At 48.0% G+C, this 26,197-nt stretch carries 26 protein-coding genes and 1 pseudogene; 18 read left to right on the top strand and 9 right to left on the bottom strand.

Annotated elements, in window-relative coordinates:
• Nucleotides 1-35: 35 nt before the first annotated feature.
• Both DBY97_RS00560 and recR read left to right on the top strand, forming a co-directional pair.
• Complete coding sequence (locus DBY97_RS00560; protein ID WP_107857104.1) at nt 36-1,889, top strand: SurA N-terminal domain-containing protein; 1,854 nt, start codon at nt 36-38, stop codon at nt 1,887-1,889.
• An 82-nt stretch (nt 1,890-1,971) separates the two neighbouring features.
• Complete coding sequence (gene recR / locus DBY97_RS00555; RefSeq protein WP_107857103.1) at nt 1,972-2,577, top strand: recombination mediator RecR; 606 nt, start codon at nt 1,972-1,974, stop codon at nt 2,575-2,577.
• Between the two features lie 62 nt (nt 2,578-2,639).
• Here recR and DBY97_RS00550 read toward each other — a convergent pair whose 3' ends face one another.
• On the bottom strand, nt 2,640-2,927 hold the full coding sequence (locus DBY97_RS00550) for a hypothetical protein (protein ID WP_003683377.1): 288 nt from the start codon (nt 2,925-2,927) through the stop codon (nt 2,640-2,642).
• A gap of 214 nt (nt 2,928-3,141) precedes the next feature.
• On the opposite strand from DBY97_RS00550, the gene DBY97_RS00545 reads away from it, so the two are divergent.
• The 4 genes from DBY97_RS00545 to DBY97_RS00530 all read left to right on the top strand — a co-directional run bounded on the left by DBY97_RS00545 (nt 3,142) and on the right by DBY97_RS00530 (nt 8,260).
• Entirely contained in the window at nt 3,142-4,392 is a 1,251-nt protein-coding gene (locus DBY97_RS00545) for a lipoprotein-releasing ABC transporter permease subunit (protein WP_107857102.1), read from the top strand.
• Complete coding sequence (gene lolD / locus DBY97_RS00540; RefSeq protein WP_107857101.1) at nt 4,385-5,068, top strand: lipoprotein-releasing ABC transporter ATP-binding protein LolD; 684 nt, start codon at nt 4,385-4,387, stop codon at nt 5,066-5,068. The genes DBY97_RS00545 and lolD overlap by 8 nt, the downstream gene beginning before the upstream one ends.
• Before the next feature lie 132 nt (nt 5,069-5,200).
• Nucleotides 5,201-6,964 (top strand): exodeoxyribonuclease V subunit alpha, encoded by a 1,764-nt coding sequence (gene recD, locus DBY97_RS00535; protein ID WP_107857100.1) that lies wholly within the window; start codon nt 5,201-5,203, stop codon nt 6,962-6,964.
• Between the two features lie 96 nt (nt 6,965-7,060).
• Nucleotides 7,061-8,260: a hypothetical protein gene (locus tag DBY97_RS00530; RefSeq protein WP_107857099.1), complete on the top strand. Its 1,200-nt coding sequence runs from the start codon at nt 7,061-7,063 to the stop codon at nt 8,258-8,260.
• 94 nt (nt 8,261-8,354) lie between these two features.
• Here DBY97_RS00530 and DBY97_RS00525 read toward each other — a convergent pair whose 3' ends face one another.
• Nucleotides 8,355-8,756 carry an RNA-binding S4 domain-containing protein gene (locus DBY97_RS00525; protein WP_003679090.1) on the bottom strand — a complete coding sequence of 134 codons (402 nt, stop codon included), beginning with the start codon at nt 8,754-8,756 and terminating at the stop codon, nt 8,355-8,357.
• Between the two features lie 204 nt (nt 8,757-8,960).
• On the opposite strand from DBY97_RS00525, the gene DBY97_RS00520 reads away from it, so the two are divergent.
• The 6 genes from DBY97_RS00520 (at nt 8,961) to DBY97_RS00495 (ending at nt 14,312) form a co-directional block, all read left to right on the top strand.
• Entirely contained in the window at nt 8,961-9,920 is a 960-nt protein-coding gene (locus DBY97_RS00520; protein WP_107857098.1) for an acetyl-CoA carboxylase carboxyltransferase subunit alpha, read from the top strand.
• Between the two features lie 91 nt (nt 9,921-10,011).
• A complete protein-coding gene (gene tilS, locus DBY97_RS00515) occupies nt 10,012-11,367 on the top strand; it encodes a tRNA lysidine(34) synthetase TilS (protein WP_107857097.1) in 1,356 nt (451 codons plus the stop codon).
• A 187-nt stretch (nt 11,368-11,554) separates the two neighbouring features.
• The gene (rpoE, locus tag DBY97_RS00510) at nt 11,555-12,154 is read left to right on the top strand and encodes an RNA polymerase sigma factor RpoE (RefSeq protein ID WP_036493687.1); all 600 of its coding nucleotides are present in this window, start codon (nt 11,555-11,557) and stop codon (nt 12,152-12,154) included.
• 5 nt (nt 12,155-12,159) lie between these two features.
• On the top strand, nt 12,160-12,708 hold the full coding sequence (locus DBY97_RS00505) for a sigma-E factor negative regulatory protein (RefSeq protein ID WP_107857096.1): 549 nt from the start codon (nt 12,160-12,162) through the stop codon (nt 12,706-12,708).
• Between the two features lie 118 nt (nt 12,709-12,826).
• The gene (locus DBY97_RS00500) at nt 12,827-13,618 is read left to right on the top strand and encodes a TrmH family RNA methyltransferase (RefSeq protein ID WP_107857234.1); all 792 of its coding nucleotides are present in this window, start codon (nt 12,827-12,829) and stop codon (nt 13,616-13,618) included.
• Between the two features lie 34 nt (nt 13,619-13,652).
• Nucleotides 13,653-14,312 carry a YecA family protein gene (locus DBY97_RS00495; protein WP_049348483.1) on the top strand — a complete coding sequence of 220 codons (660 nt, stop codon included), beginning with the start codon at nt 13,653-13,655 and terminating at the stop codon, nt 14,310-14,312.
• 68 nt (nt 14,313-14,380) lie between these two features.
• Here the strand turns inward: DBY97_RS00495 and DBY97_RS00490 are convergent, their stop codons facing one another.
• The 4 genes and pseudogenes from DBY97_RS00490 to DBY97_RS00475 form a co-directional block, all read right to left on the bottom strand.
• The gene (locus DBY97_RS00490) at nt 14,381-14,869 is read right to left on the bottom strand and encodes a DUF456 domain-containing protein (RefSeq protein WP_049333782.1); all 489 of its coding nucleotides are present in this window, start codon (nt 14,867-14,869) and stop codon (nt 14,381-14,383) included.
• A gap of 143 nt (nt 14,870-15,012) precedes the next feature.
• Nucleotides 15,013-16,247 (bottom strand): annotated as a pseudogene (locus DBY97_RS00485) (MFS transporter).
• Nucleotides 16,248-16,347: 100 nt separating this feature from the next.
• Complete coding sequence (locus tag DBY97_RS00480) at nt 16,348-16,746, bottom strand: extensin (RefSeq protein ID WP_107857095.1); 399 nt, start codon at nt 16,744-16,746, stop codon at nt 16,348-16,350.
• 96 nt (nt 16,747-16,842) lie between these two features.
• Nucleotides 16,843-18,888, bottom strand: a complete 2,046-nt coding sequence (locus tag DBY97_RS00475; RefSeq protein WP_107857094.1) for a TonB-dependent receptor — start codon at nt 18,886-18,888, stop codon at nt 16,843-16,845.
• A 387-nt stretch (nt 18,889-19,275) separates the two neighbouring features.
• Between DBY97_RS00475 and DBY97_RS00470 the strand changes: the two genes are divergently transcribed.
• Nucleotides 19,276-19,896, top strand: a complete 621-nt coding sequence (locus tag DBY97_RS00470) for a TetR/AcrR family transcriptional regulator (protein WP_107857093.1) — start codon at nt 19,276-19,278, stop codon at nt 19,894-19,896.
• A 90-nt stretch (nt 19,897-19,986) separates the two neighbouring features.
• On the opposite strand, the gene ttcA is transcribed toward DBY97_RS00470, so the two are convergent.
• A complete protein-coding gene (ttcA, locus tag DBY97_RS00465) occupies nt 19,987-20,946 on the bottom strand; it encodes a tRNA 2-thiocytidine(32) synthetase TtcA (protein ID WP_004519719.1) in 960 nt (319 codons plus the stop codon).
• Between the two features lie 128 nt (nt 20,947-21,074).
• Nucleotides 21,075-21,428, bottom strand: a complete 354-nt coding sequence (locus DBY97_RS00460) for a RidA family protein (RefSeq protein WP_049349838.1) — start codon at nt 21,426-21,428, stop codon at nt 21,075-21,077.
• Between the two features lie 99 nt (nt 21,429-21,527).
• Between DBY97_RS00460 and ybaK the strand changes: the two genes are divergently transcribed.
• From ybaK to hemB, 5 genes are all read left to right on the top strand, one after another.
• Complete coding sequence (ybaK, locus tag DBY97_RS00455; protein ID WP_049329597.1) at nt 21,528-22,013, top strand: Cys-tRNA(Pro) deacylase; 486 nt, start codon at nt 21,528-21,530, stop codon at nt 22,011-22,013.
• 15 nt (nt 22,014-22,028) lie between these two features.
• Nucleotides 22,029-22,616, top strand: a complete 588-nt coding sequence (locus DBY97_RS00450) for a DnaJ domain-containing protein (RefSeq protein WP_107857092.1) — start codon at nt 22,029-22,031, stop codon at nt 22,614-22,616.
• Nucleotides 22,617-22,619: 3 nt separating this feature from the next.
• A complete protein-coding gene (locus DBY97_RS00445) occupies nt 22,620-23,492 on the top strand; it encodes a DMT family transporter (protein ID WP_107857091.1) in 873 nt (290 codons plus the stop codon).
• A 159-nt stretch (nt 23,493-23,651) separates the two neighbouring features.
• Nucleotides 23,652-24,362, top strand: a complete 711-nt coding sequence (locus DBY97_RS00440; RefSeq protein WP_107857233.1) for a DUF6973 domain-containing protein — start codon at nt 23,652-23,654, stop codon at nt 24,360-24,362.
• Nucleotides 24,363-24,394: 32 nt separating this feature from the next.
• Entirely contained in the window at nt 24,395-25,396 is a 1,002-nt protein-coding gene (hemB, locus tag DBY97_RS00435) for a porphobilinogen synthase (protein WP_003683488.1), read from the top strand.
• A gap of 209 nt (nt 25,397-25,605) precedes the next feature.
• Here hemB and DBY97_RS00430 read toward each other — a convergent pair whose 3' ends face one another.
• A complete protein-coding gene (locus DBY97_RS00430; protein ID WP_107857090.1) occupies nt 25,606-26,112 on the bottom strand; it encodes a DUF4189 domain-containing protein in 507 nt (168 codons plus the stop codon).
• Nucleotides 26,113-26,197: the final 85 nt, after the last annotated feature.

Genomic DNA, 26,197 nt, shown 5'->3' with positions numbered 1-26,197 from the left:
GCGTCTGCCACGCCAAACTTTTCTTTCGGATAAATATGTTCCATATTGTTGAAAAATATAAAACACCCGCCCAGATTGTTTTAGGTATCATCGGTCTGACTTTTATCGGATTCGGTGCCAATAATTTGTCTTCGCCGGGTTCTGATTACATTGTTAAAGTCGGGGATGAGAAAGTCAGCGAACACGCTTTACAGATTGCGATACAAAATGAGCAGGCTGCCGGCAATAATGCGCCTTCGCGTGATGCGGTATTCCAATCGTTATTGCAACGTGCTTATCTGAAGCAAGGTGCCAAGCTGATGGGCATTGCTGTGTCTCAGGAACAAATCAAGCAAGTTATTGTGGATGATCCGAATTTTCATGATGCTTCCGGTAAATTCAGCCAGGATTTGCTCAAGAAATATTTGGATCAACGCAGGATGACCGAGGATCAGTTCGTTGAAGATATCCGTGAACAGTTCCAATTGCAAAATCTGTTGAATTTGGTGCAAAACGGCACTTTGGTCAGCGATGCGCAAGCGCGTCAGTTGATTAACCTGACTCAAGCAACACGTACCATCCGTTCATTTACTTTCAGCCCTGAAGCATTTGCGGCACAAGTAAAAGTAGATGATGCGGCTTTGCAAAAGTATTATGAAGCGCATAAAAAAGATTACTTGGTTCCTCAAGCCGTTAAGCTGGAATATGTGGCTTTGAATATTAAAGATTTGGCTGACAAGCAAACCGTCAGTGCGGAAGAAGTACAAAAAGCTTACGACAGTAAAAGCGTAGATTTGTCACCAAGGGTCGAAATTGCGCATATTTTCATTCCGGTTATGCCTAACGGAGATGAAGCAAGCAATGCGGAAATTAAAGCCGAAGTAGACAAAATGGCTGCAGAGCTCAAAGCGCACCCAGATGCTTTTGCCGAACTGGCGGCTAAGTACTCCAAAGATTTGTCCAGCAGCAACAAAGGTGGCAATTTGGGCTACCTGAGCAAAAGCGGCGGCAGCGGCTTTGGACCTGAATTCGATAAAGCGGCATTTGCATTGGGCAAAGGCGAAGTCAGCGATACCGTTAAATCGTCTTTGGGTTATCACATCATCAAAGTTTTGAATGTCGAAGCTGAGCCGACTTTGGAACAAGCCAAAGCGCGGATCGAAGCAGCCTTGAAACTGAAAAAAGCAGCTTCTGCCTTTAATGCCGCTAAAGAAAAATTGGGTGAAGATGCCTTCAATGATCCATCTTCTTTAGCAAAAGCAGCCGCCAATTCAGGTTTGAAAGTGGAAAACCTGGATGAATGGGTAACCAAAGCAGGCGCGAAAGAGGCCGGTTTGCCTGAAACGTTGATTAATGCTGCGTTTAGCGATGATGTACTGAAGAAAAAACACAATTCTGAAGTAATTGCCATCAACAACGAAACCGTTTGGGTCATTCGTGCGAAAGAGGTGCGCGAAGAGAAAATTGCACCATTTGCAGAGGTCAAAGACACTGTCCGTGCAGCATATCTGCGCTCTGAAGCCGCCAAACTGGCAGAGAAGAAAGCCCAAGAAACTTTGGCTGCGTTGAAAGCCGGTAAAGCTGCCGATGTTCAATGGTCGCCTGTTTCGCAATTGAGCGCGCAAGATGCACGTAGAACCATGTCTCCGGAGGCTTATGCGGCTTTGTTGAAAGCGCACCCTGTCGGCGGTAAACCTGCGTACGCATTGTTGGAAGGTATGCCTGCACCGGTGATTATGGAAGTTCAGAGTGTTTCTGCTCCTGAAAATGCCGATTCACAGATTCCGGCTGCCAAACAGGCTTTGGTTCAGCAGCTTTCTGCCAATGTGTTCGATAATTTACTCCAGTATTTGGGTAAGAAAATCGATCGTACGCAAGGCGCACAGCAAGTTAATAATGCTGCCGAATAAGCAGGGTATTTGAGTAGGGCAGCCGGATGAATTCCGGCTGTTTTCTTATTTTTAGCTATCTTTTAAAAGGCCGTCTGAAATCATGAGTAAAAATCCTGATGCCTTTGTCCGCTTGATTAATGCATTAAAAATTCTGCCCAATGTCGGCCCGAAATCCGCTCAACGCATGGCTTACCAGCTTTTACAGTACAAACGCGAAGAGGCTCAGGAATTGGTGGACGCTTTGCAATTTGCTTTGAAGCAGGTGCAGCATTGTCGGATGTGCAACACATTTTGCGAAGGCGATTTGTGTGAAATTTGTGCGGACGAAAAACGCGAGAAAAACCGCTTGATGATTGTCCATATGCCGGCGGATGTTTCCAGTATGGAGGCGGCCAACTGTCATGATGGTCTGTATTTTGTTCTGATGGGGCAAGTCAGTCCGGCGCAGGGTATGGATATTTCGGCAGTGGCATTAGATAAGCTGGTGGCCCGTTTACAGGCGAGTGATATTGAGGAAATTATCATTGCAACCAACTTCACAGCCGAAGGCGACGCGACAGCGTATGTATTGGCAGAATTGTTTAAAAATCTTCCTTATAAAGTCAGCCGATTGGCGAGGGGAATCCCTTTAGGCGGCGAGATGGAATATGTGGATGCCGGTACTTTGGCACAGGCTGTTTACGATAGAAGAAATATCCAATCTTAAATGGCAATATAAAAAGGCCGTCTGAAAGTCTTTCAGACGGCCTTTTTATTGATTAAATCAGATTATTTGCAGCTGACGCCTTGAATTTGAGGCGTATCACCATTGCCGACTTTAAATGCGCATTTGGTTGCGCTGCTACCGGATACGGTAACAACACCGTTTCCGCTGTTGAGGCTGACAGGTTCTTTTACGCCCATGCCGACAGCAGTGGCTGCCAGTTTTTGAACATCGGCGTCGGAGTAAGCGGTATTGTTTGAACTGATTTTGATTTCTTTGGCGGCATATGCATTGAAGCTGAATGACAAACCTACAGCTACAGATACGAGGGCCAAGAATTTTTTGCTGTTCATTAGTGTATTTCCTTTTTGATGGTGACAAAGTGTGTCACAGCTTCAGAATAAGGGCGATTGGCAGATTGTGCAAGTTTTTCGGCGGAATTTACGGGAAGATACATGGTTTTACATACACTTTATCCCTGAATGCTACATCAGTCGGGCAATCGGACGACCTGTCGGTTTTACGGTACAATAAGCCTTTTTTGACAAACGAATGAGGCATTTTTGAATGGCTTCTTTAGAAACTTGGATAGGCCTGCGCTATCTGCGTGCGAAAAAACGCAACGGCTTTATGTCATTTATTACCATGATTTCAATCGTCGGTATCGCCTTGGGTGTAACGGCGCTGATTGTGGTGTTATCGGTAATGAACGGATTTCAGAAAGAGATACGCGGCCAATTGTTGAACGTCGCACCTCATGCGGAAATCGGCTATTACGATGTCGGCAGTGCGCCGGGTTGGCAGAATTTGCGCGAATTTGTAAAAGGCAAAAAGGAAGTATTGGCCAGCGCGCCTTATGTTTCCGATCAAGCTTTGCTTGCTAATGCAGGAGAAGTACGCGGTGTACAGATACGCGGTATCTTGCCGTCTGAAGAAAAAAATGTCGTTGATTACGGCAAGGATATGCCGGCCGGCAGTTTTGACGATTTGAAGCCGGGAGAATTTGATATTATTTTAGGCCAAGGGCTGGCTGAGGCATTGGGTACGGAGCTTGGCGGCAAGGTTACAGTGATTACGCCTGAGGGGAATGTTACTCCTGCCGGCGTAGTACCGCGCTTGAAGCAGTTTAATGTAGTCGGTGTGGTAAAAACAGGTGTTTATGAAGTCGATAACACATTGGCCATGACGCATATCAAGGATGCGCAAGTCTTGTATCGACTGGGAGAAAATGTCGGTGGGCTGCGTTTACGATTGGCTGATCCTCAGAATGCGCCGTCTTTCATTGCCAAGTTGATTCCCGATGCTAAAAAAGATGAAGTATGGGTGCGTGACTGGACGTTTAACAACCGCAGCTATTTTGAAGCCGTTGAATTGGAAAAACGCATGATGTTCATCATTTTGACACTGATTATCGCAGTTGCTGCGTTTAACCTCGTCTCGTCTTTGGTAATGGCGGTAACGGAAAAACAAGCCGATATTGCGATTTTGCGCACTTTAGGTTTGTCCCCAGGCGGCGTCATGAAGATTTTCTTGGTGCAGGGCGCATTTGCGGGGTTCTTCGGTACGCTTGTGGGCGTGGTATGCGGTGTCTTGCTGGGTTGGAATGTCGGTAAGATTGTCGCGTTTTTTGAAGACCTGTTTGGCGTGCATTTGATTAACTCACAGGTTTATTTCATCGATTACCTGCCTAGTGATGTGAACTTGAAGGATGTCGCCGTTATTGCCTGCATTTCGCTTGGCTTGGCATTTATTGCTACACTGTATCCGAGCTGGCGTGCTGCAAAAACCCAACCTGCGGAGGCTTTGCGCTATGAGTAAGACAATTTTGAAATGTATCGGTGTTGGCAAAAGCTATAATGACGGCGCATTGAATGTACAGGTGTTGAATCATTTGGATTTTGAAGTTGCTGAAGCGGAAAGCGTGAGTATTATTGGTTCATCAGGCAGCGGTAAATCTACGTTGTTGCACCTTCTTGGTGGTTTGGATATGCCGTCTGAAGGCAAGGTAATACTGATGGATCAGGATTTGAGCGGTTTGAGCCAAAAACAATTGGGCGAATTGCGCAACCGTTATTTGGGCTTTGTGTATCAGTTCCACCATTTATTGCCTGAGTTCTCTGCTTTGGAAAATGTCATGATGCCGCTTTTAATCGGCAAAATGCCCAAGGCGATGGCTGAGGAGAAGGCTGTCAAAATGCTGAAAAAGGTTGGCTTGGACAAACGTATGTTGCACCGTCCGAGTGAACTTTCCGGAGGCGAGCGTCAGCGTGCGGCGATTGCCCGTGCTTTGGTTAATGAGCCGAAATGCTTATTGGCAGATGAACCGACGGGGAACCTTGACCGTAAAAATGCGCAAAATGTGCTGGACATGATGCTGGATTTGAAACTCGAATTGAACACCAGCCTGATTGTGGTAACCCATGATGACGAGCTGGCTGAGCGTTTCGACAGGGTAATGACCATGAAAGACGGCAGCCTGCAAGTTCTGCAATAAGGTTATTATTTCAGGCAAATATTTTATGCTTTGAAAGGTATAATAGAGGCCGTCTGAAAAATAGGTTTTCATTTATGGAAACGCTGTTTTTCAGACGGCCTTTCTTTTTTCCACATCAATCAATCCTGAGCCATGAATCCGACCGACTCTATCCTTTCCTCTGCCGCAGATGCGGCCATAGCGTTTTTCCGCCGCCACGAAGTGCAGGGTGCATCCGTTATTGAGCCTTATGTGGTGCGACTGTTTGCAGCCTTGCAAAACGGGCATTCGTTTATTTACTTGGATAAATCGGATGTCGATGCCTTAAGCAACTTGCCGAATTTGGTCGGTAATGCGGATAAACCGCTTATCCTGCAAGGCCGGAAATTGTTTTTGGGACGGATGTGGCAGTTGGAGCATGATTTGGCTGTCGAAATCAAACGGCTGGCAAGTGCCGAGGCGGAAGAAGTGAATTTCATGGCAGCTTCAAAAAGCCTGAGCGATTGGTTTGATACTAAAGACAGCAAAGAGCAGAGGGATGCTGCGGCTTTGGCTTTGCTGCAAAACTTTATGCTGATTACCGGCGGGCCGGGTACGGGTAAGACGACGACCGTAGCAAAGCTTTTGGGTCTGATTTGTAATAACAGTACGAAGCTGCCCCGTATTGCGTTGGCTGCGCCGACGGGCAAAGCGGCTGCGCATATGGCACGGGCTTTGCAGCGTGCTTTGGACGGTTTTGATTTGTCTCTGAGCATTAAAGCGCATTTGGAAAACTTGGAAGGGCAGACTGTCCATCGATTGTTGAAACTGCGGCCGCCGCAAATGCGTCCTGCGTTTAATCATGAATATCCGCTTGCATTGGATATTTTGGTGGTGGATGAGGCCTCAATGTTGGATTTGCCGCTGGTGTTGGATTTATTGCGCGCCGTGCCGACCGGCTGTCGTCTGGTGTTGCTTGGCGATGAAAACCAGTTGCCGTCGGTTGGGTTAGGAGCCGTATTGGCGGCATTGTCGCGTCCGACGGCTTTGGATAAAGAAACTGCTGGAAAGTTGGAAGTGTACCTGCCCAATCATGGCTTTGAAATTAAAGGGCAGCCACAGGCTTTATCGAAAAACAATGCCAAATTGACATTCAGCCACCGTTTCGGTGCAGACAGCGGTATCGGCTGTTTGGCAAGGGCGGTGGTGTCCGGGGAAAAGCAAACTGCGGTCGAACAGTTTGATAAGTTCCCCAAAGAATTGGAAATGAAATCAGGCCGTCTGAAAGAGCAGGTCGCTTTGCTGTATCAAAAGCAACAGGATTATTGGCAGGCTGTGGCAAAGAATAATGTTGCACTCGCCTATGGTCATGCGGCCGATGTGGTGGTATTGGCAGCTTGGCGGCAGGATGCGGATGATTTGAATCAGGCTTATCAAGAATACTTGCAACGACAAGGCAAGGTTTCGGGAGAAACGCCTTGGTTTGCCGGACAAATCATCATGATTACGCACAATGATTACATGCTGGAAGTGTTTAACGGCGACATCGGGCTGATTATGAAAGATGAAGAATCGTTGAATGGCTTGTCTGCATATTTTCCTGAAAAAGATGGATTCAAAAAAATTGCCATCAGCCGTTTGCCCGATTTTGAATCGGCTTTTGCCATGACGGTGCATAAGAGCCAAGGTTCGGAATATCGGGAAGTATGGCTGTTGCCCCCGTCAGTGCCTGCAACAACGGAAAGCGAAGAAGAAGCCCGAGGTTTGGATAAGGCTCTGCTTTACACAGCCATTACCCGTGCGCGTGAACGTTTCGTGTTTTGGGGAAATGCGGAGGAATTGGTTAAGGCTGTTGGATGCCATCAAAAACGCAGGACGGCATTGGCCGATGCCTTGAAATGGCAGTTTGAACAGCCTGATGAGCAGGCTTCCGTTTGACTTGAATCAAGAGGCCGTCTGAAAGAGGATAAAGCGTTTAAATCTGCTTGACTGATTACACTAATTTACATACGATAAAAATAATTAGTAAATAAAATGAATAATTTATACGAAATTCATAATTTTGTACGCTTTATCGAATACTTCACTTTCAATACCTTCTTTTGGAGAGTCGGCATGAAATTTCAAACCAAACTGATTGCAACCTGTATTTTATTGGCTTCATCGTCTTATTCATTGGCAGAAAATGCTGATGGCGGACGTGATGCGGCAGCTTTGGCTACCACCAACGATTATGTCAATTCCGACAGTATTATTCGCAAAGATGATGATAAAATCAGTATTTTCAATGACTTGTTGACTGTAAATGGTGGCTTGCGCGTACGTGCGGATACCAAAGACATCAATGCCAACAACAGCAGCATCAATCCGACGCCTGAAGATACCAATGCCAACTTCAATGCGGAGTTTTGGGTACGCGCAAAACTGTACAAAGACTGGAAATTGGTTGCGCAAATCGAGCCGAATATCGATTTGGAAACCGGTAAATTCAATGGCGATCATGATGTGCCGGTGAATAAACTGTATGCCGAAGGCACTTTGTACAACAACATTAAAGCGCGTGTCGGTAAATTTGGTGCGTTCTCTTCATACGGTCGCGTATGGGATACCGAAGTAACCGGCGGCGAAATCTTCTTTGACAATAAAACCCTGCCTACTAAAATCTATGCAGGTCGCCGTACTGGCAATCTGAACGACAACGCATGGGGCATTGGCGGCCGTCGCAGACATTTTGCCGCGGTGCAAAGCATGTTGCCTGTGAATGAGAATATCAACGTCGGCGCAACCGTCAGCTACATGAAGGACATCGATGTACACGGTGCGAAGAAAAATGCGGTCTTCGGAGAAATCGGTACGGACATCAAGTTTAATGACGATTGGCATTGGATGGCGGCGGTTAGCAAGTCCAATATCAAAGCCTATAATGATGCCGGACAAAAAATCAAAAATGATGGCGTGTTCACTGAAGTGCGCTATAAATTGGCCGACTGGAATGTCCGCAATTCTTACGACGTATTCTTGAACTACCGCCGTGTCGGTTCGTTGTCTGGTGTCTCTTCTGTTGAGGATTACAGCAAAAACGTCCAAGGCGTGCAAATCGGTGCAACCTATATTCCTTGGAAAAACTGGAAACTTAAAGGCTTCTATTTGGCAGGCAAACAGGTTACGCCTACTGTCGGCACGGATAAGCAGGACGTAAACGTTATTCGTGGTCAGTTAGAATATAAATTTTAATCATCACAAATAAAAAAACAGGCAGGATGTCCTGCCTGTTTTTGGTTTTCAGACGGCATGGATATGGGGCCGTCTGAAATAATGGATTCAACGCTTACCAGCTATCGCGTTTCATACGGTCAAGCTGGCGGCGGTCGCGTTTGGTCGGACGTCCGTCCGGATAAGCAGCACTGATGCGGCTGGCTTGGTCGAGTTGTTTTTGAGCTTCGCGTTCGGCAGCCGTTTTCATGTCTTCTTCGTAGAGTAAACGCGCTTCCGGAGCCGGGCGGCGTTGATGATTGAGCGCAGCAACTTTGAATTTGTAGGGAAGGGAGTTCAAAGTCATGTCGATGGTGTCGCCGGCAGAAATATTTTTGCTGTTTTTCACCTTCGAGCCGTTTACCAAAACCCTGCCCAGCTCAATATGTTTTTGTGCCAGCGCGCGGGTCTTGAAAAAGCGCGCGGCCCAAAGCCATTTGTCCAAGCGCATGGACGAATTGTCATGATCGTTTTTCATAGCCTGTTTGAAATGATTGAACTGAATTGAAGTTTATCATAAGATACGGCACTTCATTCGTTTAGTGCAGATATACTATTTCTTTGTTAAAGGCCGTCTGAAAGATTTTTTATTGCAAAAGATGGCAGTTTCCCTTTGAGAAATGCTGTCAAATACGTCTGATTAGCGTATCATGTCAGCAACCGTTACCGAGAGCTTTGTTTTATGAAACCCGTTTTTTTGGACTTCGAACAACCCATCGCCGAATTAACCAATAAAATCGACGAGTTGCGATTCGTACAGGATGAATCTGCCGTCGATATTTCCGACGAGATTGCCAGACTGCAAAAGAAAAGCAACGAGTTGACCAAGTCAATTTTCAGCAAGCTGACTCCGGCTCAAATTTCACAAGTGTCCCGTCATCCGCAACGTCCTTATACTTTAGACTACATCAACGGTATTTTTACTGATTTTGAAGAGTTGCACGGCGACCGACATTATTCTGACGATCATGCCATTGTCGGCGGTTTGGCTCGTTTCAACGGCCAAAGCGTGATGGTTATCGGCCATCAAAAAGGCCGCGATACCAAAGAAAAAATCCGTCGCAATTTCGGTATGCCGCGTCCTGAGGGTTACCGTAAAGCACTGCGCTTGATGCAGACTGCCGAAAAATTCAATATTCCGATCATGACCTTTGTCGATACCCCGGGTGCGTATCCGGGCATTGGTGCGGAAGAACGCGGCCAGTCTGAAGCCATCGGCCGTAATTTGTACGAACTGACCCGCTTGCATGTGCCGGTATTGTGCACCATCATTGGCGAAGGCGGTTCGGGTGGCGCGTTGGCAGTGGCTGTCGGTGACTACGTCAATATGCTGCAATACTCGACTTATTCGGTGATTTCTCCCGAAGGCTGCGCCTCTATTCTTTGGAAAACTGCTGAAAAAGCAGCGGATGCCGCGCAAGCATTGGGTATTACCGCCAAACGCCTGCAAGAATTGGATGTCATCGACAAAGTGATTGATGAACCTTTGGGCGGTGCACACCGTGATTTTGAAACCACGATGAAAAACGTCAAAACCGTTTTGGAACAGCAATTAAGCGAAGCGCAAAGCATGACCATGCCTGACTTGCTTTCTCGCCGTTTCGACCGCATCATGGCTTACGGTAAATTTACCGATAAATAAGTTTGACTGTTGAAGAAGCAAGCAGATGCCGTCGCTGCTTGCTTTTTTTGTGTTCTATTTTTGAGTCATTCACAATTTCAGGCCGTCTGAAATGTCGCAAGTATCCCCTGATTCCCTATTTAAAAGTTTTCAAGCAGCTTTTCCTGATTTGCCGAGCCATACTGTTTTTGAAGTTGGCTTGAGTGGCGGATTGGATTCTGTCGTCCTGCTGCATCTTTTGCATCGGATGCGCGAACTTCGCCATTTTGATTTGCGTGCCGTCCATGTTCATCATGGTTTAAGTACCAATGCCGACAGTTGGGCTAAATTTTGTCAGGATTATTGTCGGGGTTTGAATGTTGTTTTGCGGGTGTGTCGTGTCAATGTGGAAAAACAAGGAAAAGGTTTGGAAGCGGCGGCTAGGGCTGCACGATATCAGGCATTTTCAGACGGCCTGAGAAAAATTATTGTTTTGGCCCATCACCGCAATGATCAAATCGAAACATTTATGTTGTCGGCTGTACGCGGAGGCGGATTGCGCGGTATGGCGGCCATGCCGGTGTGGCGTGATTTAAATGAAGCGATCCAAATCTGGCGGCCGCTTTTGGCATTTTCCCGTCAGGAATTGGCTGAGTATGCGCAACAATGGGGATTGTCTTTTGTTGAAGACGAGAGTAATGAAGACTCCGGCTATTTACGCAATTGGATGAGAAATCAGGCTTTGCCGCAATGGCAGCAGCGTATTCCGAATTTTGAGCAGCAAATTTGTGCCAATGTTCGATTATTGCAGGAAGATTTGCATCTTTTAGATGAATTAATTGAGTCTGAATATCAACGCATCAGTCCAAACGGAATATTCAGCATCAGTCTGTGGCGGCAATGTACGCCGCTTTTGCGTCGTCGTTTGCTTTGGTATTTTTTGCGAAAACAAACGGAATCATTGCCTTCTTATCACAGTATTGCCGATTTTGCCCGAGTATTGGAAACCGCAGATCAGGCGCAGTTGAATTTGTCAGACGGAGAACTGGTCGCATATCGGGACAAGCTGTTTGTTTGTCAGGAAAGTGAGTTTCAAAAACTTCCTTGGTGTAATGGCAGGGAAGTTCGAGGCCGTCTGAAAGATATTTTGTTGAAAAATGGTTTCGTTTTATTACCGTTTAAGGGAGGTTTGTCAGAAGAGGAGTTGGAGAAGCCGGCGGTACTTAGAAGTGTGGTCAAAGGTGATGTGATTCATTCGGGAGAGAGGGAAAAATCAGTCGAAAAACTATTGCAAGAGTGTCATATTGTGCCACTCGTCCGTAAATATTGGCCGATTATCGTAAGTATGGGAAACAAGTGCCTTGCTGTTGTTAATCTTCGGGTAGGAAGTGATGTTCGAATGGAGCAAGGTTATTTACCTGTTCATGAAAAGTTAGCCAAATACATGGCAAAAAATAAAGTGGCTAACTCTAAGTTTAGTAACTATTAGTAATTAAATTACTTTTATTAAGCCCATGTATATCAAGAAATATAGTCAATGTTAGAGTATCTATACGAATAAACTTTGGCAATTGAGTGTAATCTTGTGGAACTATTTCAAAGCGTTGCTGTCTTTACTGTGCACAGCACGCTTTACTATTTTTGGTTTAAAGCAGTAAAACGATTAAAGGTTGAATATGAACGATCGCCAAATAGATCAAGTTTTGGTGGAGCGCGCACAGAAAGGTGACCATAAGGCATTCGAGATGCTGATGTCCAAGTATCAGCGTCGGCTAAACAGACTGATTTCCCGTTTTATTCAGGATGAGCACGAAGTACACGATGTAACCCAAGAGGCAATGATTAGGGCTTATCGTGCATTGGCAAATTTTCGTGGAGAAAGTGCATTTTATACATGGCTGTACCGTATCGGTATCAATACGGCAAAGAATTTTCTGACCACTTCGGGTCGCCAGTTTTTTGTCAGCTCGGAAGCAGCCAATGAGGAGGGAGATGTTCTTGATTTAACCGATCAGATTGCGGATTACCATACGCCGGAAGCTGAAATGATGAATCGGGAAATCTTGCAGACCGTCGAAGCAAGCATTGCGCAACTGCCAGACGATATGCGTCAAGCCATTACGCTTAGGGAAATGGATGGCTTGTCTTATGAAGAAATAGCTCGGGTAGTGGATTGTCCGATAGGTACTGTACGTTCGCGTATTTTCAGAGCGCGTGAACTGATTGCAAAAGATTTGCGGCCGCTGTTGGATACTTCTGAAGATCAAAGGTGGTAATAAAAATGAACGAAAAAACAAATAAAGCATTGGAGTATGTGTCTGCATTGATGGACGGTGAAGCATTGACTGATGAGATGCTGGATGCCGTATTGGCAGACGAGGAAGCTATGCGCGCTTGGCATGAGTACCACATTATCGGCGACTGTATCCGTCAGGGTGTGGCGGCGAGTGTTGCCGGTGAAACCATGCAAAGCAAAGCATTTACAGTGCCTCAAACCGAAGCTGAAGGCAAACAGGAAAAATATGCTCAGCGTGAAGCGGCCAATAGCGGCTTCTTCAAATTCTTCGCGGCCGCTGCCAGTGTGTGTGCGATTGCTGTTGCAGTATGGCAATTTACACCGCAAACTTCTCGTGACGCTATGCCAGTTGCAGAGAAGTCTAATACTCAGCCTGCCCAAAATATCATTCCGGTAAGCGGTACGCCTGTTGATAAAGTGGCTTCTGAGCCTGGCGAGACTGTTGTGCCGAATGCGGCAAAAGACGGCAAACTTGAAAACCGTCCTACTGTCCGCACCGAGCAGCAAAATGAGCAGCAGACTGTTGTGCAGTAAAAAATGAAATCATGTGAAACCCTTGCTTCATTGCAAGGGTTTTTTATTTTCGTAGCAAAACCGTCAGGCCGTTTGAAAGCATAGCTTCAATGAAGTCAAAACAGTTATAATGCGCTCCATGAAACTGATTACCTCTGCTCAAAACGAACAGCTCAAACATTTATTCCGTCTGCTGACGCAGGCCAAAGCAAGGCGCGAAAGCGGTGAAACCGTATTGGAAGGCGTACATCTGCTGCAAACTTATTTGCAAAGCGGCGGTACGCCCAAACAGATTTACCTGCCTGAAAAGAAACAGCAACATCCTGAAATTCAAGAAATTACGGCACAGTTGGATGAGGGATTGATTACTTGGGTCGGTAACGAAGCGCTATCTAAAATCACCAGTTTGACCGATGCCGATGATGTGATGACTTGGATTGATATTCCGAAGCAAACTGGCTTGCCTTCAGACGGCGATTGCGTGGTATTGGAGCGGGTACAAGACCCAGGCAATGCAGGCACGATTTTACGCAGCGCGGCGGCGGCCGGAGTCAAGAAAATCGTGTGCGGCAATGATTCCGTAGATATCTGGTCGCCTAAAGTGTTGCGAGCGGGGATGGGCGCGCATTTTCTGCTGTCTATTTTCAGCCGAGTGGAATTATCCGCTTGGATGGAAACGTATAAGCATCAAATTTGGGCAACTGCCTTGGGCGGTCGCAATATCGGTTTGTATGAGATGGATCTCAGTCAACCTTGTGCTTGGATGTTTGGCAATGAAGGCAGCGGCGTGAGTGAAACGGCAAAAGAGAAGGCCGATGCCTGTGTCAAAATCCCAATGTTGGGACAAACCGAATCCTTGAATGTCGCGATGGCGGCAACGGTTTGTCTGTTTGAACAAATGCGGCAGCGTATCCATGCCCAGGCCGTCTGAAAACAATAATACGATTTTATGTTAAGGAACAAAAATGCAAATACTGACTTTTGATGAAGCGGCACGCAGCCGATTGATGGAATTGCTGGATGCCAAATCTGAAGCCCACAACACCATGCGTTGTGATGAGGTTCAAGGTTTTATGATGGCTTTATTGAGCGGTCCGGATGCTTTGAATCCGACCAACTGGTTGCCTGAGATTTTAGGTGAAGAATCTTTGTTTGATGCCAAGGAGCGCACCGAAATCGAACGTTTGGTGATGGCAATGGCCGCCGATATGCGTATGAAGCTCAACGAGAAAATCCTGCCTGATTTGTGGTTTTATGAAGATGAAGCCGGCAATCCGGATTTCTACACTTGGTGTAACGCCTATCTTTACGCACTGGATATTGTGCCTACCGATTGGTTTGAAGCAGTCGATCAGGAAGAGTTTGAAGATTTGTTCTATCCGATTATGGCTTTGGGTGGCATCTATGACGATGAGGAAAACGGCGAAGTCATCTTGCATCTGAATGAAAAAGAGCTGACCCAGCTGGAATCTGATTTGCCGCATGTCCTGCTTGATATTTACTGGTACTGGCAGGCTATCATCAATAAGCCGCAAACCGTACGCCGTGAAGGCGAAAAAGTGGGTCGCAACGATCCTTGCCCGTGTGGCAGCGGTAAAAAATACAAAGCCTGCTGCGGCAAATAAGAAAATAAATAGTGCAATGAAAAGGCCGTCTGAATGCTTGAAATTCAGACGGCCTTTAATGTTTTGTCTTAGAACAACGAGGCCAACCAAACAAACAGGATGGTCAACGCAATGGTTAATGCGCAGCCGATTTTGGCCACAGTACCGATGATGAAGCCGATAAACGTACCGATACCGACTTTGCCTGCCTGCCAAGTGTCTTTGCGTGCGATAAATTCGCCGATGGCCGCTCCGGTCAACGGACCGAGCAACAAGCCGGGAATAGAGAAGAATGCACCGACGATACCGCCGATAAACGCGCCCCAAACCGCGGTTTTACTTGCGCCGGTATATTTTGCACCCAACGCACCCGCCACATAGTCCATCGCAGTGCCGAATACGGCAACGATGGCCAAAAAGGTCAGCGTACCCGAGCCAAATACTTGATAATCGCCGGCATAACCCAACAGCCATGCACCACCAAACATCAAACCCAATCCGGGCAAGGCAGGGTAAATCGTGCCTAAAATGCCGACAACAATGGCGATCAAGCCGAGAACGATGAGAACAGCAGTCATGAGGTTCCTTTTAAATTTAAGAGTGTAATAACGGCAGTATTATGGGCACGTTTTGTTATATTTTCATGAGAGATTGTGCAATAAAATGAAAAATTATCCGGAGGCGCGCCCAATTAAAATCGATGGATAAATATCTGAGCGAATTATTGTGAATCATGCTCTGAATGATTGAATAAATTTCTATTCAAATATAAAAGCAGGCCTACCGATACGGCCAAGTACACTGCAACCCAATACGCATCTGTATAACCAATAGCCTTTGCCAGCCGTAGGGCGGCGAAACCGGCCGCGTAACTGCCGAGCAGGACGACGGAAAATTGCAGGCTGCTGTCGAGTGCAGCGGTGGAGCGGTCGGATTTGTCCATCACCAACGCCAGTATCACCGGCAGCAGCAGCGTGTAGCTCAGGCTCAGGGCGATGATTTGCGCGGGGGCAGCCAAGGGTGGACGCGGGCGAGCGTATCGATGGCGGTCATGGACGCCAAAAGCGGCAGTTGCAGCACGTAGAGCAGGAAAACGAGTTTGCGGCGTGGATAATTGCGCGAAAACCAGCCCGACAGCGGAGTCACAATCAGGCAGGCAACAGGAATGCCCACCGCCAGAATCCCGCCCGTCTGCTTCGGGTTGAAGCCCAAATCCGCCAGCCTGGGCACAAAAGTTGCCGCCATAAACGCATACGGTTCGGCAACGGCAAACAGCAAAACCAGCCACAGCCAGCCTGTTTCAGGTTGCTGCCAAAAAGAAACCAGCCGTGCTGCCAACGCCGTCCAACTGCCTTGCGCAGTCGGACTTTCCGGCTCGCGGTAGTACAAGAGTTGCAGCAGCATCAGCAGGCTGAACGCCAGCATAAAGCCGGCCGCCGCCGTCTGTCCGTATTCCTGATACAGCCACAATACCAGCGCGCCGCCGATCATCTTGCCGCCGCGTGCCGCCATCGTTTGAATCACGCCGCCGAAACCGCGTTCGTGGTGCGGCAGGACGATGCACGACAAACCCAGCATCGCGCAGCCGTACACCGCCGACATCGCCGAGAGCAGTACGCAGCAGGTCAAAAGCAGCGGGAAGTTCTGCGTGATGTCGGTACAGGCCATCAGCCCGAACACCGCCGAAAGCCCCAGCGTCGCCGCCAGCAGCCAGCCGCGAAACCGTCCGAACCGCCCCGCCGGCCGCCGCTCCATCAGCGCGGCAAACAATACCTTCGCCGCTTCGATACCGCCGATCAAATGAATCCAGCTTAGTTGGTTTAGGCTGTAACCGTGGTTTTTCAAAATGGCCACCAGCGCGACCAGATAAAAACCGGTCAGCGTGAATTTGTAGGTGCTGCCGCCGATAAGCAGCAGCCAGTCGCGTGAGTTTGGGGAAGTCTGATTGTCGGACATCACATGATTCTTTTGAAGATGAGGCAAATAAAGGGACAAGGCCGTCTGAACATATTGGTTGACAATACTTGATTTGTATTTAAATAGGTTTAGTATCTTTTCAGACGGCCTTCAACGCTTCTTCTGCGCGAAGCAGGGCGGTTGTTTCATCTGCTTCGACGATGTAGTTCACGCCCAGCGCGGGGCCGAGTTTGGACGATTGTTCGCGGAAGAACGCCAGTTGCGCCGCGTCGGGTTCGATAAGGAGCATGGCGGCGCAGCGTTCGGACAGTTGCGGCCGATGTGCCTTTATCCATTCGATGTAAGTTTTACGGTCGGCAATGCGCTGTTCGTCGCTTACCTGCCGCTGCATCGGGGTGCAGACGGTGGCGAAGCGGGGGTTTTGGTTTAACAGGGTTTCGAATTCGGTCAGCCAGTCGGCGAAGTCGGCGACGTGGGTCAGGTCGGTCAGGTAGATGGTGCCTTCGGGCAGGGTTTTGGCGGGGGTGAAGTAGTGCATGGGATTCCTTTGGGTGTTTTGGAGGAATAAACGGTAGGTCGGGCATAAATGTCCGACCTATGTTTTTTCAGACGGCCTCCATCATTTCAGCTTCATTTAAAACTTCCATTCCGCGCTCACGCCCACGCTTCTGGGGCGTTGGTAGAGCGCGTCTTGGCGGTCGGCGCTGGAAATGAATATGGGGCGGCGGCGGTTGAACACGTTGTCGGCATAGAGCGAGATGCGTCCTTGTTTGAAGTTGTAGGCGGTGTAGAGGTTGACTTGGTTGTATGCGCCGATTTTGCCTGATTCGGCATTGTCGGCGGCGGAGTAGTAGCCGCCGTAGAAGCGCACATCGCCGCCGGCTTCCCAGCCTTTGTCATTCAGGTATTTCACGCCGATGTTGGCGGTGTATTTGGGCGCGCGGCCGAGTTTGTTGCCTTCGATGCCGCTGTTGGGATAGCTTTTGATTTTGGTGTTGAGCAGCCCCAGTCCGGTGGTGAGTTTCAGGCTGTCGGTTGCCTGCCAGTCGGCGGCGAGTTCCGCGCCGTAGGTGTGGACTTTTTTGGCGTTGCGGATGACGGCGGAGTTGGTGCCGAGATAGAAGGGAAGCTGCATGTCGCGGTAGTGGTTCAGGAACAGGTTGCCGGAGAGTTGCAGGCGGCGGTCTGCGCTGCGCCAGCGGGTGTACCACTCGTAGTTGTTCACATATTCGGGCTCATAAGTGTAGGTTACGACGGGGCGGCCAAAGGTGATGCCCGCGCCGCCGGGGTTGTAGCCGCGCGCGGCTTTGATGCCGCTGACCCATTGGTCGGTGGGTTTGAAGGCGATATCGATTTTGGGCAGGAACACGGTCTGGCCTTTGTCCAAATCGAGGTGAAGTGCGCCGCTGCCGCCGCTTCGTTTGTGCGTTTCTTTTTCAATGCGGGCGGCGGCCGTGATGTCCCATTTTTCGCTGGGGCTGTATGTGGTTTCGGCAAACAGGGCGCGTACGCTGTTGCGGTCGTCAAAGGTGTTGCGGCCGCCGACGCTGCGGATATCTACCCATTCGTCTTGTTTGCTGCGGAAGTAGTGCAGTCCGGCAAGGCCTTTCAGACGGCCTTTGTTGGAAAAATGCAATACCGGCTCCCATTGCAGTTCGCGGCCTTTGAGTTCGGCAGGCACGCCTTGCGGGCTGACAGTCATCGGCAGGTGCAGCCGCTCGTTGTGGTAGCGGCTGTAAACCAGTTTGTTTTCCAGTTTTAGATAGTCGTTAAGCTGCCACGATACGTCCCAGATGCCCGATGTCGAGCCGGTTACGAACACGGGCTTTTCTTTTAAAAAACGGCGGCTGGCGGTGTTGCCCATGATTTCGTTTTGCGGCGCGCGCGAACGGATGTGGTTCAGCGTCAGGCGGCTGTAAAAATCGGGATGGTTTTCGGGTGTGAGCAGGAGTTTGAAGCGCACGTTGGTGTTTTCCGCGCGGCGCGGGTTGCCGGTCGGCTCATAGGACACGAACGGCTCGTAGCTTTCGCGTTGCTGCCGCTCCGCGCTCAATCTGAAGGCAAGGTTGTTTTTTACAATCGGGCCGGACACTACGCCGGCGATGTTGCGCGTTTTCTGGTTGCCCAAACCCAAGCGCAGCACGCCTTCCCATTCGTCGGTCGGGTCTTTGGAACGCATCACCACCGCGCCAGCCACCGCGTTCTGCCCGCGTACATGGCTTTGCGGCCCGCGCAAGACTTCCACTTGCTGCATGTCCCACAGCGACTGCGTGCCGAAGGCGTATTCGTTGTAAGTGGCGGAGCGGCCGTCTATGGACAGGTTCAGGCGCGGTCGGGTGCCCGCGAAAAACGCTACCGCGCCGACGGCGGGGCCAGAGCCGTCCACGCCGCGCACGGTCGGCAAATCGTTGCCGCTGCCCAAGTCCACCGTGTTCACGCTCTGTTTGAGCAGGTCGGTGGCGGAAAGATTGTGGCCGCTGCGGTCGATGTTCGGCGTGGAGAAAACGCGGTTGGACGTGGCGGTTTCAAAGCCGCTGCGGTTGGTGCGTTCGCCGGTGACGACGACTTCTTCCAACTGCACCTGTTCCGGATCTTGCACCGCATCGGCAGCATAGATCCATTCGGAGGCGAAAGCGGCAGCAATCAATAGGGGGAGGCGGCGGAGGGTGTGTTTCTGCATTTCCTTATCCTTTCAGACGGCATACGTCGGGGATCAGGTAATCCAATTGCTCCGTCAGTATGCAAATATTTGTGTTTACACATTTACATAAAACAAACTATTAATGTAAAGTATAAGAAATAAGAAACAGGAATGCAAGTGTTTATCATTCACTTTGCTTCCCTCTTATCTTGTGAATCGACCAAAAAAAAATCCCTCTCCTATTTTGGGGAGAAGGTTGGAGGAGGCAGATTCTGTAATCTTTATGAATTTGGCCTGCTAAGCATCCGATAGCCCTCATCCGTAGGGCGGAGAGGAGAGACAAGGAAAGAGGTCGTCTGAAAGCCGCCATATTGCCATTGCCGCCGTGGGGAAATATGATGAGTATCCGACTTGCGGATAACTTTAATGAAAAACCTTTATGAACAAAATCAAAATCTTCTTACCGTCATGACCGCCAGCAAACAACAAACCATCGCCGACACCGCCCGCCGCCTATTCCGCGAACATGGCTTTTCCGCCGTATTCGTAGGCAGTATCTGCGCCGAGGCCAGCGTCAGCCGCGTCACTTTTTACAAATATTACAGCGGTAAAAACGCACTCTTGCAGGAAATTGTTACCGAGCAGAAAAACCGTGTCCGTGCCGAATTTGAAAATCTGCTTGAACAGCAATGCAGCCTGCGCGAAGCCGCCGAGGCTGTGTTTGCCCTGCAAAGACAATCGTTTGAAGAACTCTATTCCGCCGCTTTCCTGCGCGACATCGAAGAGAACACCGATTTGGAGCTGGAGCGGTTTTTCCACGAATTGAACGAAGAAAAATATGCCTTTATGCGCGGATTCTTCCATGCTCTGCAACAACGCCGCCTGATTCAGCCCGATTTGCCGGTGGAGCTCATCGACCTGTTCATCCGTCAGGCGGATATATTGATGCGCCATCCGCAACTGACCGCGCTTTATGCCGCCGCGCCGCAAAAGTTGCCGCAAGACGTATTAGGATTGCTGCTGCACGGTTTGTCAGGGAAAGAATAGATAAAAAAGAATAGAAAAATTTTAAATATGAATATTCAGACGGCCTTTCGGTAAATAGCTACCGAAAGGCCGTCTGAAACTTAAATGGAATTATAAACCGCAGGTTTTAGGTTTGTTTGCCAGAATATTGATGACTTTGCGTTCGGCTTTTTGCGGCTCGATTTTGATTTCGCTTTCGTCTTCTTCGCTGCCGTCGGAGAAACGTTCCGGCATTTTTTCACTATCAAACGCCAAGTCGCCGCCGTGTTTCAGGCTTTGACCGCGTTCTAAGCCGACAAAGTCGAAGAGTTCGGTATCGGCCAAATGTGATGGAACGACGTTTTGTAGCGCGGAGAACATAGACTCAATACGGCCGGGGAAACGTTTGTCCCAATCGCGCAGCATGTCACCGATGACTTGGCGTTGCAGGTTGGGCTGAGAGCCGCAGAGGTTGCATGGAATAATTGGGAATTGCTTCAGCTCGGCGTATTTGATCAAGTCCTTCTCTTTGACATACGCCAGAGGACGGATGACGATGTGTTCGCCGTTGTCGCTGACCAGTTTGGGCGGCATGGCTTTGAGTTTGCCGCCGTAGAACATATTCAGGAACATGGTGGCAAGAATGTCGTCGCGGTGGTGTCCCAAGGCGATTTTGGTGCAGCCCAATTCTTTTGCGGTGCGGTAGAGGATGCCGCGGCGCAGGCGGCTGCACAGCGAACAAGTCGTTTTGCCTTCGTCCAACACGCGTTTGACGGTGGAGTAGGTGTCTTCTTCAACGATTTTGTACGGTACGCCGATGCTTTCGAGATAGGTTGGCAATACTTCTTCGGGGAAGCCCGGCTGCTTTTGGTCGAGATTGACGGCGACCAGTTCAAAATCAATCGGCGCGCTGGCTTGAAGCTGGCGCAGGATGTCTAAAAGGGCGTAGCTGTCTTTGCCACCTGAGAGGCAGACCATGATTTTGTCGCCCGGCTCGATCATGTTGAAATCGTTAATGGCATCGCCGACGGCGTGGCGCAGGCGTTTGCTGAGTTTATTGTTTTCTAATTCTTGCTTGGTTTTTTTGGACATGGCTGTTTGTGCTTTGAAATAATAGAAAAATTTAAGGGCGGTATTGTACCGCAAAAGAATAAAGGCCGTCTGAAAAACTGCGCTTACTTGGTTGAAGCTGCGTTTTCAGACGGCCTGAGGATTGTGTTTTATTTGATTTGAAGGGCGGTAATTTTGATTTCAACCTTCCAGTCGGGCGAAGCCAGTTTCGCCTCCACGCAGGCACGGGCCGGAGCGCGTTCAGGGGCTGTCCATGCATCCCAGGCTTCGTTCATGGCGGCGTAGTCGTTCATATCGGGCAGATAGATGGTGGCTTCTAAAATGTGGGCTTTGTCGGATTGGCATTGGGCGAGCCATGAATCGATTTGCGCCAAAACATTTTCAGTTTGCGCTTTGGCATCGGCTTCAGGATTTTCGGGAACCATGCCGGAGAGGAAAACCAAGCCGTTGGCTACGACGGCTTCCGAATAGCGTTTGCTTGTACCAAGATAGCGGATGTCCATGTTGTCTCCTGATTTCAAAAAGAAGGTATGGTAACATTGCGACTGTTTACGTTCCACATTTAAGAGGGGCTGTCTGAAAAGGATGGCGGAAAACAACCCATGAGTAAAGCAGAATATCCGGTTACGCAGGCAGTACGCTTTTTACGCAGTAAGAAAATCGATTTTGTCCCTTATGTTTACGCATATGAAGAACATGGTGGTACGGCGCGTTTTGCCGAATGTACGGGCAAGCCCGAGCATCAGGTCATCAAAACGATTGTTTTGCAGGATGAGCATAAAAAAGGTTTGGTTGTTTTAATGCACGGTGACAAACATATTTCCACCCGCAATCTGGCGCGCGAACTGGGTTTGAAACACATCGAACCGGCAACGGCAGATCAGGCGGCGAAATGGACAGGATATTTGGTCGGCGGGACGTCGCCGTTCGGTATGAAAACCGCGTTGCCGGTTTATGTGGAAGAAAGTATTTGGGCTTTGGACGAGATTTTTATCAATGGCGGCAAACGTGGGTTTATCGTGGGCATGAAGCCTGAAAACCTGCGGACGCTCAATCCGCAAGATGTTCATGTTGCAGTCGATTCATAAAGGATAGGAATAAAGATGGAACAATTAAATTTATACGAAATCTTGGGTGTGTCTCAGGATGCTGATATCAACGTTATCCGCGAAGCTTACGGCAAATTGGTGGCCAATCCGGATATTCAGAAAGATGCGGAGCGGTTTAAAGCCATTGGACAGGCGTTTGAAGTATTGTCTCATCCGGAAAAACGTCTGGCTTATGATGCGGCTATGCAGTACGAGCATCAGGAAGCCAAAGACAACAACTTCACTAATATGGCGACAAATGTGGTCAACACGCCCAGCTCTGACGTGAAAAACTATGTTTTTATAGCTTATGTTACATATGCTGTTGGCTTATTGATTTTGTTTACCCCTGTTGTCGGTGTGATTATGGCGTATGTTAAACGCGATGAGGCTCAAGGCAGTATTTACGCCAGTCATATAGATTATTTGATTAAGACATTTTGGGTGTCTTTAGTGGGTACGGTTTTGGGAACTTTTACTACACTGATCTTAATTGGTTGGCTGATTTTGTTGGTAACTGCCATTTGGTTTATTTACCGTGTAGTCATCGGACTGATTAAACTGAATGAAGATAAGCCCGTCTCCACTCAAGGATGGTTCTAAAGCATGGCATATTTATTGGCAAGTATCGTTTGCAGCGTGTTGGTTTCCGTATTGCTGAAAGTGGCGCGCAAGCAAAAAATCAATATCGAGCAGGCGGTAGCGGTGAACTACATCGTTGCCGTCACTTTGACCATGCTGGTGTTAAAACCTGATTTGAGCAATCCGCAGGTATTTTTGCCGACTTGGTGGCTTTTTGCAGCCTTGGGCATATTGCTGCCAACCGTGTTTGTCATTATGGGCAAATCCGTAGATGCAGCAGGTATCGTCAAGTCGGATGCAGCACAACGCCTCTCACTGTTTTTGCCCATCGTTGCTTCGTTTACGCTGTTTCATGAGCAACTGACCGAAGGCCGTCTGATTGGTTTGGTATTGGCGTTTACGGCACTGTTTTTCTTGCTTTGGAAAAGTGACGGCGGCAAGAAATCTGGCGGTCTCAGCGTGCAAGTAATGCTGCTTTTGGGCGTTTGGTGCGGCTATGGCGTCATTGATATTTTGTTCAAACAAGTGGCGAAAAGCGGTACCGCGTTTGCCGGTAATTTGCTGGTGGCGTTTTGTTTGGCCGGCATCTTGATGTTTGGCTACCTATTTGCCAAAGGAAGCAAATGGACCAAAGAGGGCATAGTGGGTGGTATGATTTTGGGCTGTCTGAACTTTTTGAATATTGTTACCTATATCTCGGCACACCAAATCATGAAAGATAATCCGACCTTGGTATTTGCCGGTATGAATATCGGCGTGATTGTTTTGGGTACGCTGATCGGTGCGGCAATATTTAAGGAAAAAATCAGCAGCATTAATGCAGCCGGTATCAGCATTGCTATTTGCTCGATAGCCTGCCTATTTTATTGGCCGCAGATTTGCAGTTTGGTAGGTTAAAAATACTCAGGCCGTCTGAAAATTTTCAGATGGCCTTATTTTTATTATAAAATAGCCATTCATGCGCCGATTTGGCCGTATGGGAATTATTTTGCGCTTACGGGCGTTTCTATGTTAAACAATAAGTTGAACTCACACAATAATATCGATAGTTACATCATGAAACATATTAAAAAACACATTCAATGCGCCGTTTTCGGCATGCTGGTATTGTCCGGTTGCCAATCGTATCAGGAAGATCAAAGCCGCCGCAGTAAAATGGCACAATTTGCGCTTAACCATCCCGTGGCCGCCCAAGTTATCGGGATGGAAGACGAAGGCTTAATCAATATGACCAGTAATGCCACACGCTTTGCCGAGCGTACAGGTTTGGACGACAAAGCAAACGGCGACAGCAGGGGAACACAGGTCAATGCCGTACGCCAAGCATTGTGGCAGGCAGCGATTGCTTCTAAATTCGACAGCATTATTGCAGAAAAAGCAGGTAATGCGCGTTTGACAGATATGGAGTTGCGAGAAGGTAAAGACGACTACTTCAGCCGCTACCTTGCCGACCAAGCGGTCGATCAACGCAACAACCGTATCGGCCGCAGTATCGGCAGTGCCAAGCCCGACAGCGATATGAAAACGCTGGCGGCAAGCATTTTGTTCTACTACAACAAAGTAGGCTTATGGACGGTTTCCGAAGTGAACAACCGTTGGCGCATCAAACAGGAAAAACTTTCAGACGGCCAGTATGCCGAGGCATTGAAAAATATCGCCAAATTGGATCAAAACGGTATGACCGAACAGGAACGTAATAGTTATAAAACCGGTACGCTCAGCGAAATCAAACGTTCGGTTAAAGCCATACGTCAAGTCGAAGACTGATTTTAAGACTTCATTATTGAAAGGCAATTGTTATGAATTTCCCTCCGCGTTATGTCTCAAACACCCGTATGCGCCGTATGCGTAAAGACGATTTTTCACGTCGTCTGATGCGCGAGCATACTTTGACGGCAGATGATTTAATCTATCCGGTTTTTGTATTGGAAGGCCAGAATCAGGAAGAGGCAGTCCCATCCATGCCGGGTGTCAAACGCCAAAGTTTGGACAAATTGTTGTTCACTGCTGAAGAAGCACTGAAGCTTGGCATTCCTATGCTGGCTTTGTTTCCTGTGGTAACGCAAAACAAAACCGAGTTTGCGGAGGAGGCTTATAACCCTGAAGGCTTGGTACCGACAGTAGTGCGAACCCTGCGCGAGAAATTCCCAGAGTTGGGTATCATGACCGACGTTGCCTTGGATCCCTACACCATTCACGGTCAAGACGGTTTAACCGATGAAAATGGCTATGTCCTCAACGATGAAACCATTGAAGTTTTGGTAAAACAGGCTTTGTGTCATGCTGATGCAGGCGCACAAGTCATTGCCCCATCAGACATGATGGACGGACGTATTCTTGCTATCCGCGAAGCTTTGGAAGATGCCGGACACATCCATACACGCATCATGGCGTATTCGGCAAAATATGCTTCAGCGTTCTATGGCCCGTTCCGCGACGCTGTCGGCAGTTCCGGCAATTTGGGTAAGGCAGACAAGAAAACCTACCAAATGGATCCTGCAAACACTAACGAAGCCTTGCACGAAGTAGCATTGGATATTCAAGAGGGCGCAGACATGGTAATGGTAAAACCGGGTCTTCCGTATCTGGATGTCGTCCGCCGAGTTAAAGATGAGTTCGGCGTACCGACTTACGCTTACCAAGTTTCCGGCGAATATGCCATGCTTCAGGCAGCCATTCAAAACGGTTGGCTGGATGGCGAAAAAACCATTTTGGAAAGCTTATTGGCATTCAAACGCGCCGGCGCCGATGGCATTTTGACTTACTATGCGATTGAAGCGGCAAAATTGTTGAAGAAGTAAAATAAAGAAATAAATCAAAAAGCGGCAAACAGTGTTTATCCTGTTTAGCCGCTTTTTTGTATTACTTAAGATTGGCTCAATATAAAGGCCGTCTGAAAACTGCTGCAGACGGCCTTTTAATTATATACTAATAAATTTACGAACTAACTTATTGATTATTTTAGAATGCGTAATATATTTTTCTACTATTGGAAAATCATAATATATACTTAACGAATCGAGCAAAATTCAGGTTGAATAATTTTACATTCTCTTGCCCCTTGTTTCATACAATTTTGCAAAGCAACTCCCTCTGCCTCTCCTGGGTAACCTGAACCAGGAGATAAAACATATGTGTCATTTGTTTTTCCTTCAGCAGCAGCAAGACAACCATTCTTGACCCATATAATAACTTTACAAGGAGTATTGCGACTACCTTCTTGACACTTTTTAATTGCTTTCTTTTTTGCTATATCTAAAGAGTCTTGATTTGCAGCTCCTGCAAGATAGGCTGTTTGACGACTAAAAGCTAAAGCTGCAAATAAAGGCGGAACTTTTACATCAACATTATAATAAATAATTTCTGTAGAGGGAGCAGATCTATTTTTAGAACCACAGTTTGGATTATATCCATACTGGCACAAAGTAGGGTCGTTTTGCAGGGCGCCTCTTGTGGCATCATAGGCATAAGCATTAAAGCTTAGTAAGCCTAAAAAAATAACAATCATTTTTTTCATTATGATTTTTCCTATTGTTGTGAATTCCAACGTTGTTTGCGACTAGAATATGCAAAATCTTATACTTCTAATAACGTTATTTGCG

It is taken from the genome of Neisseria subflava, from assembly GCF_003044645.1.
GTDB classification, from domain to species: Bacteria; Pseudomonadota; Gammaproteobacteria; order Burkholderiales; family Neisseriaceae; genus Neisseria; species Neisseria subflava_B.
Note: the sequence above shows the minus strand (reverse complement) of the source record. Positions and strands in the feature narration are given on the sequence as shown.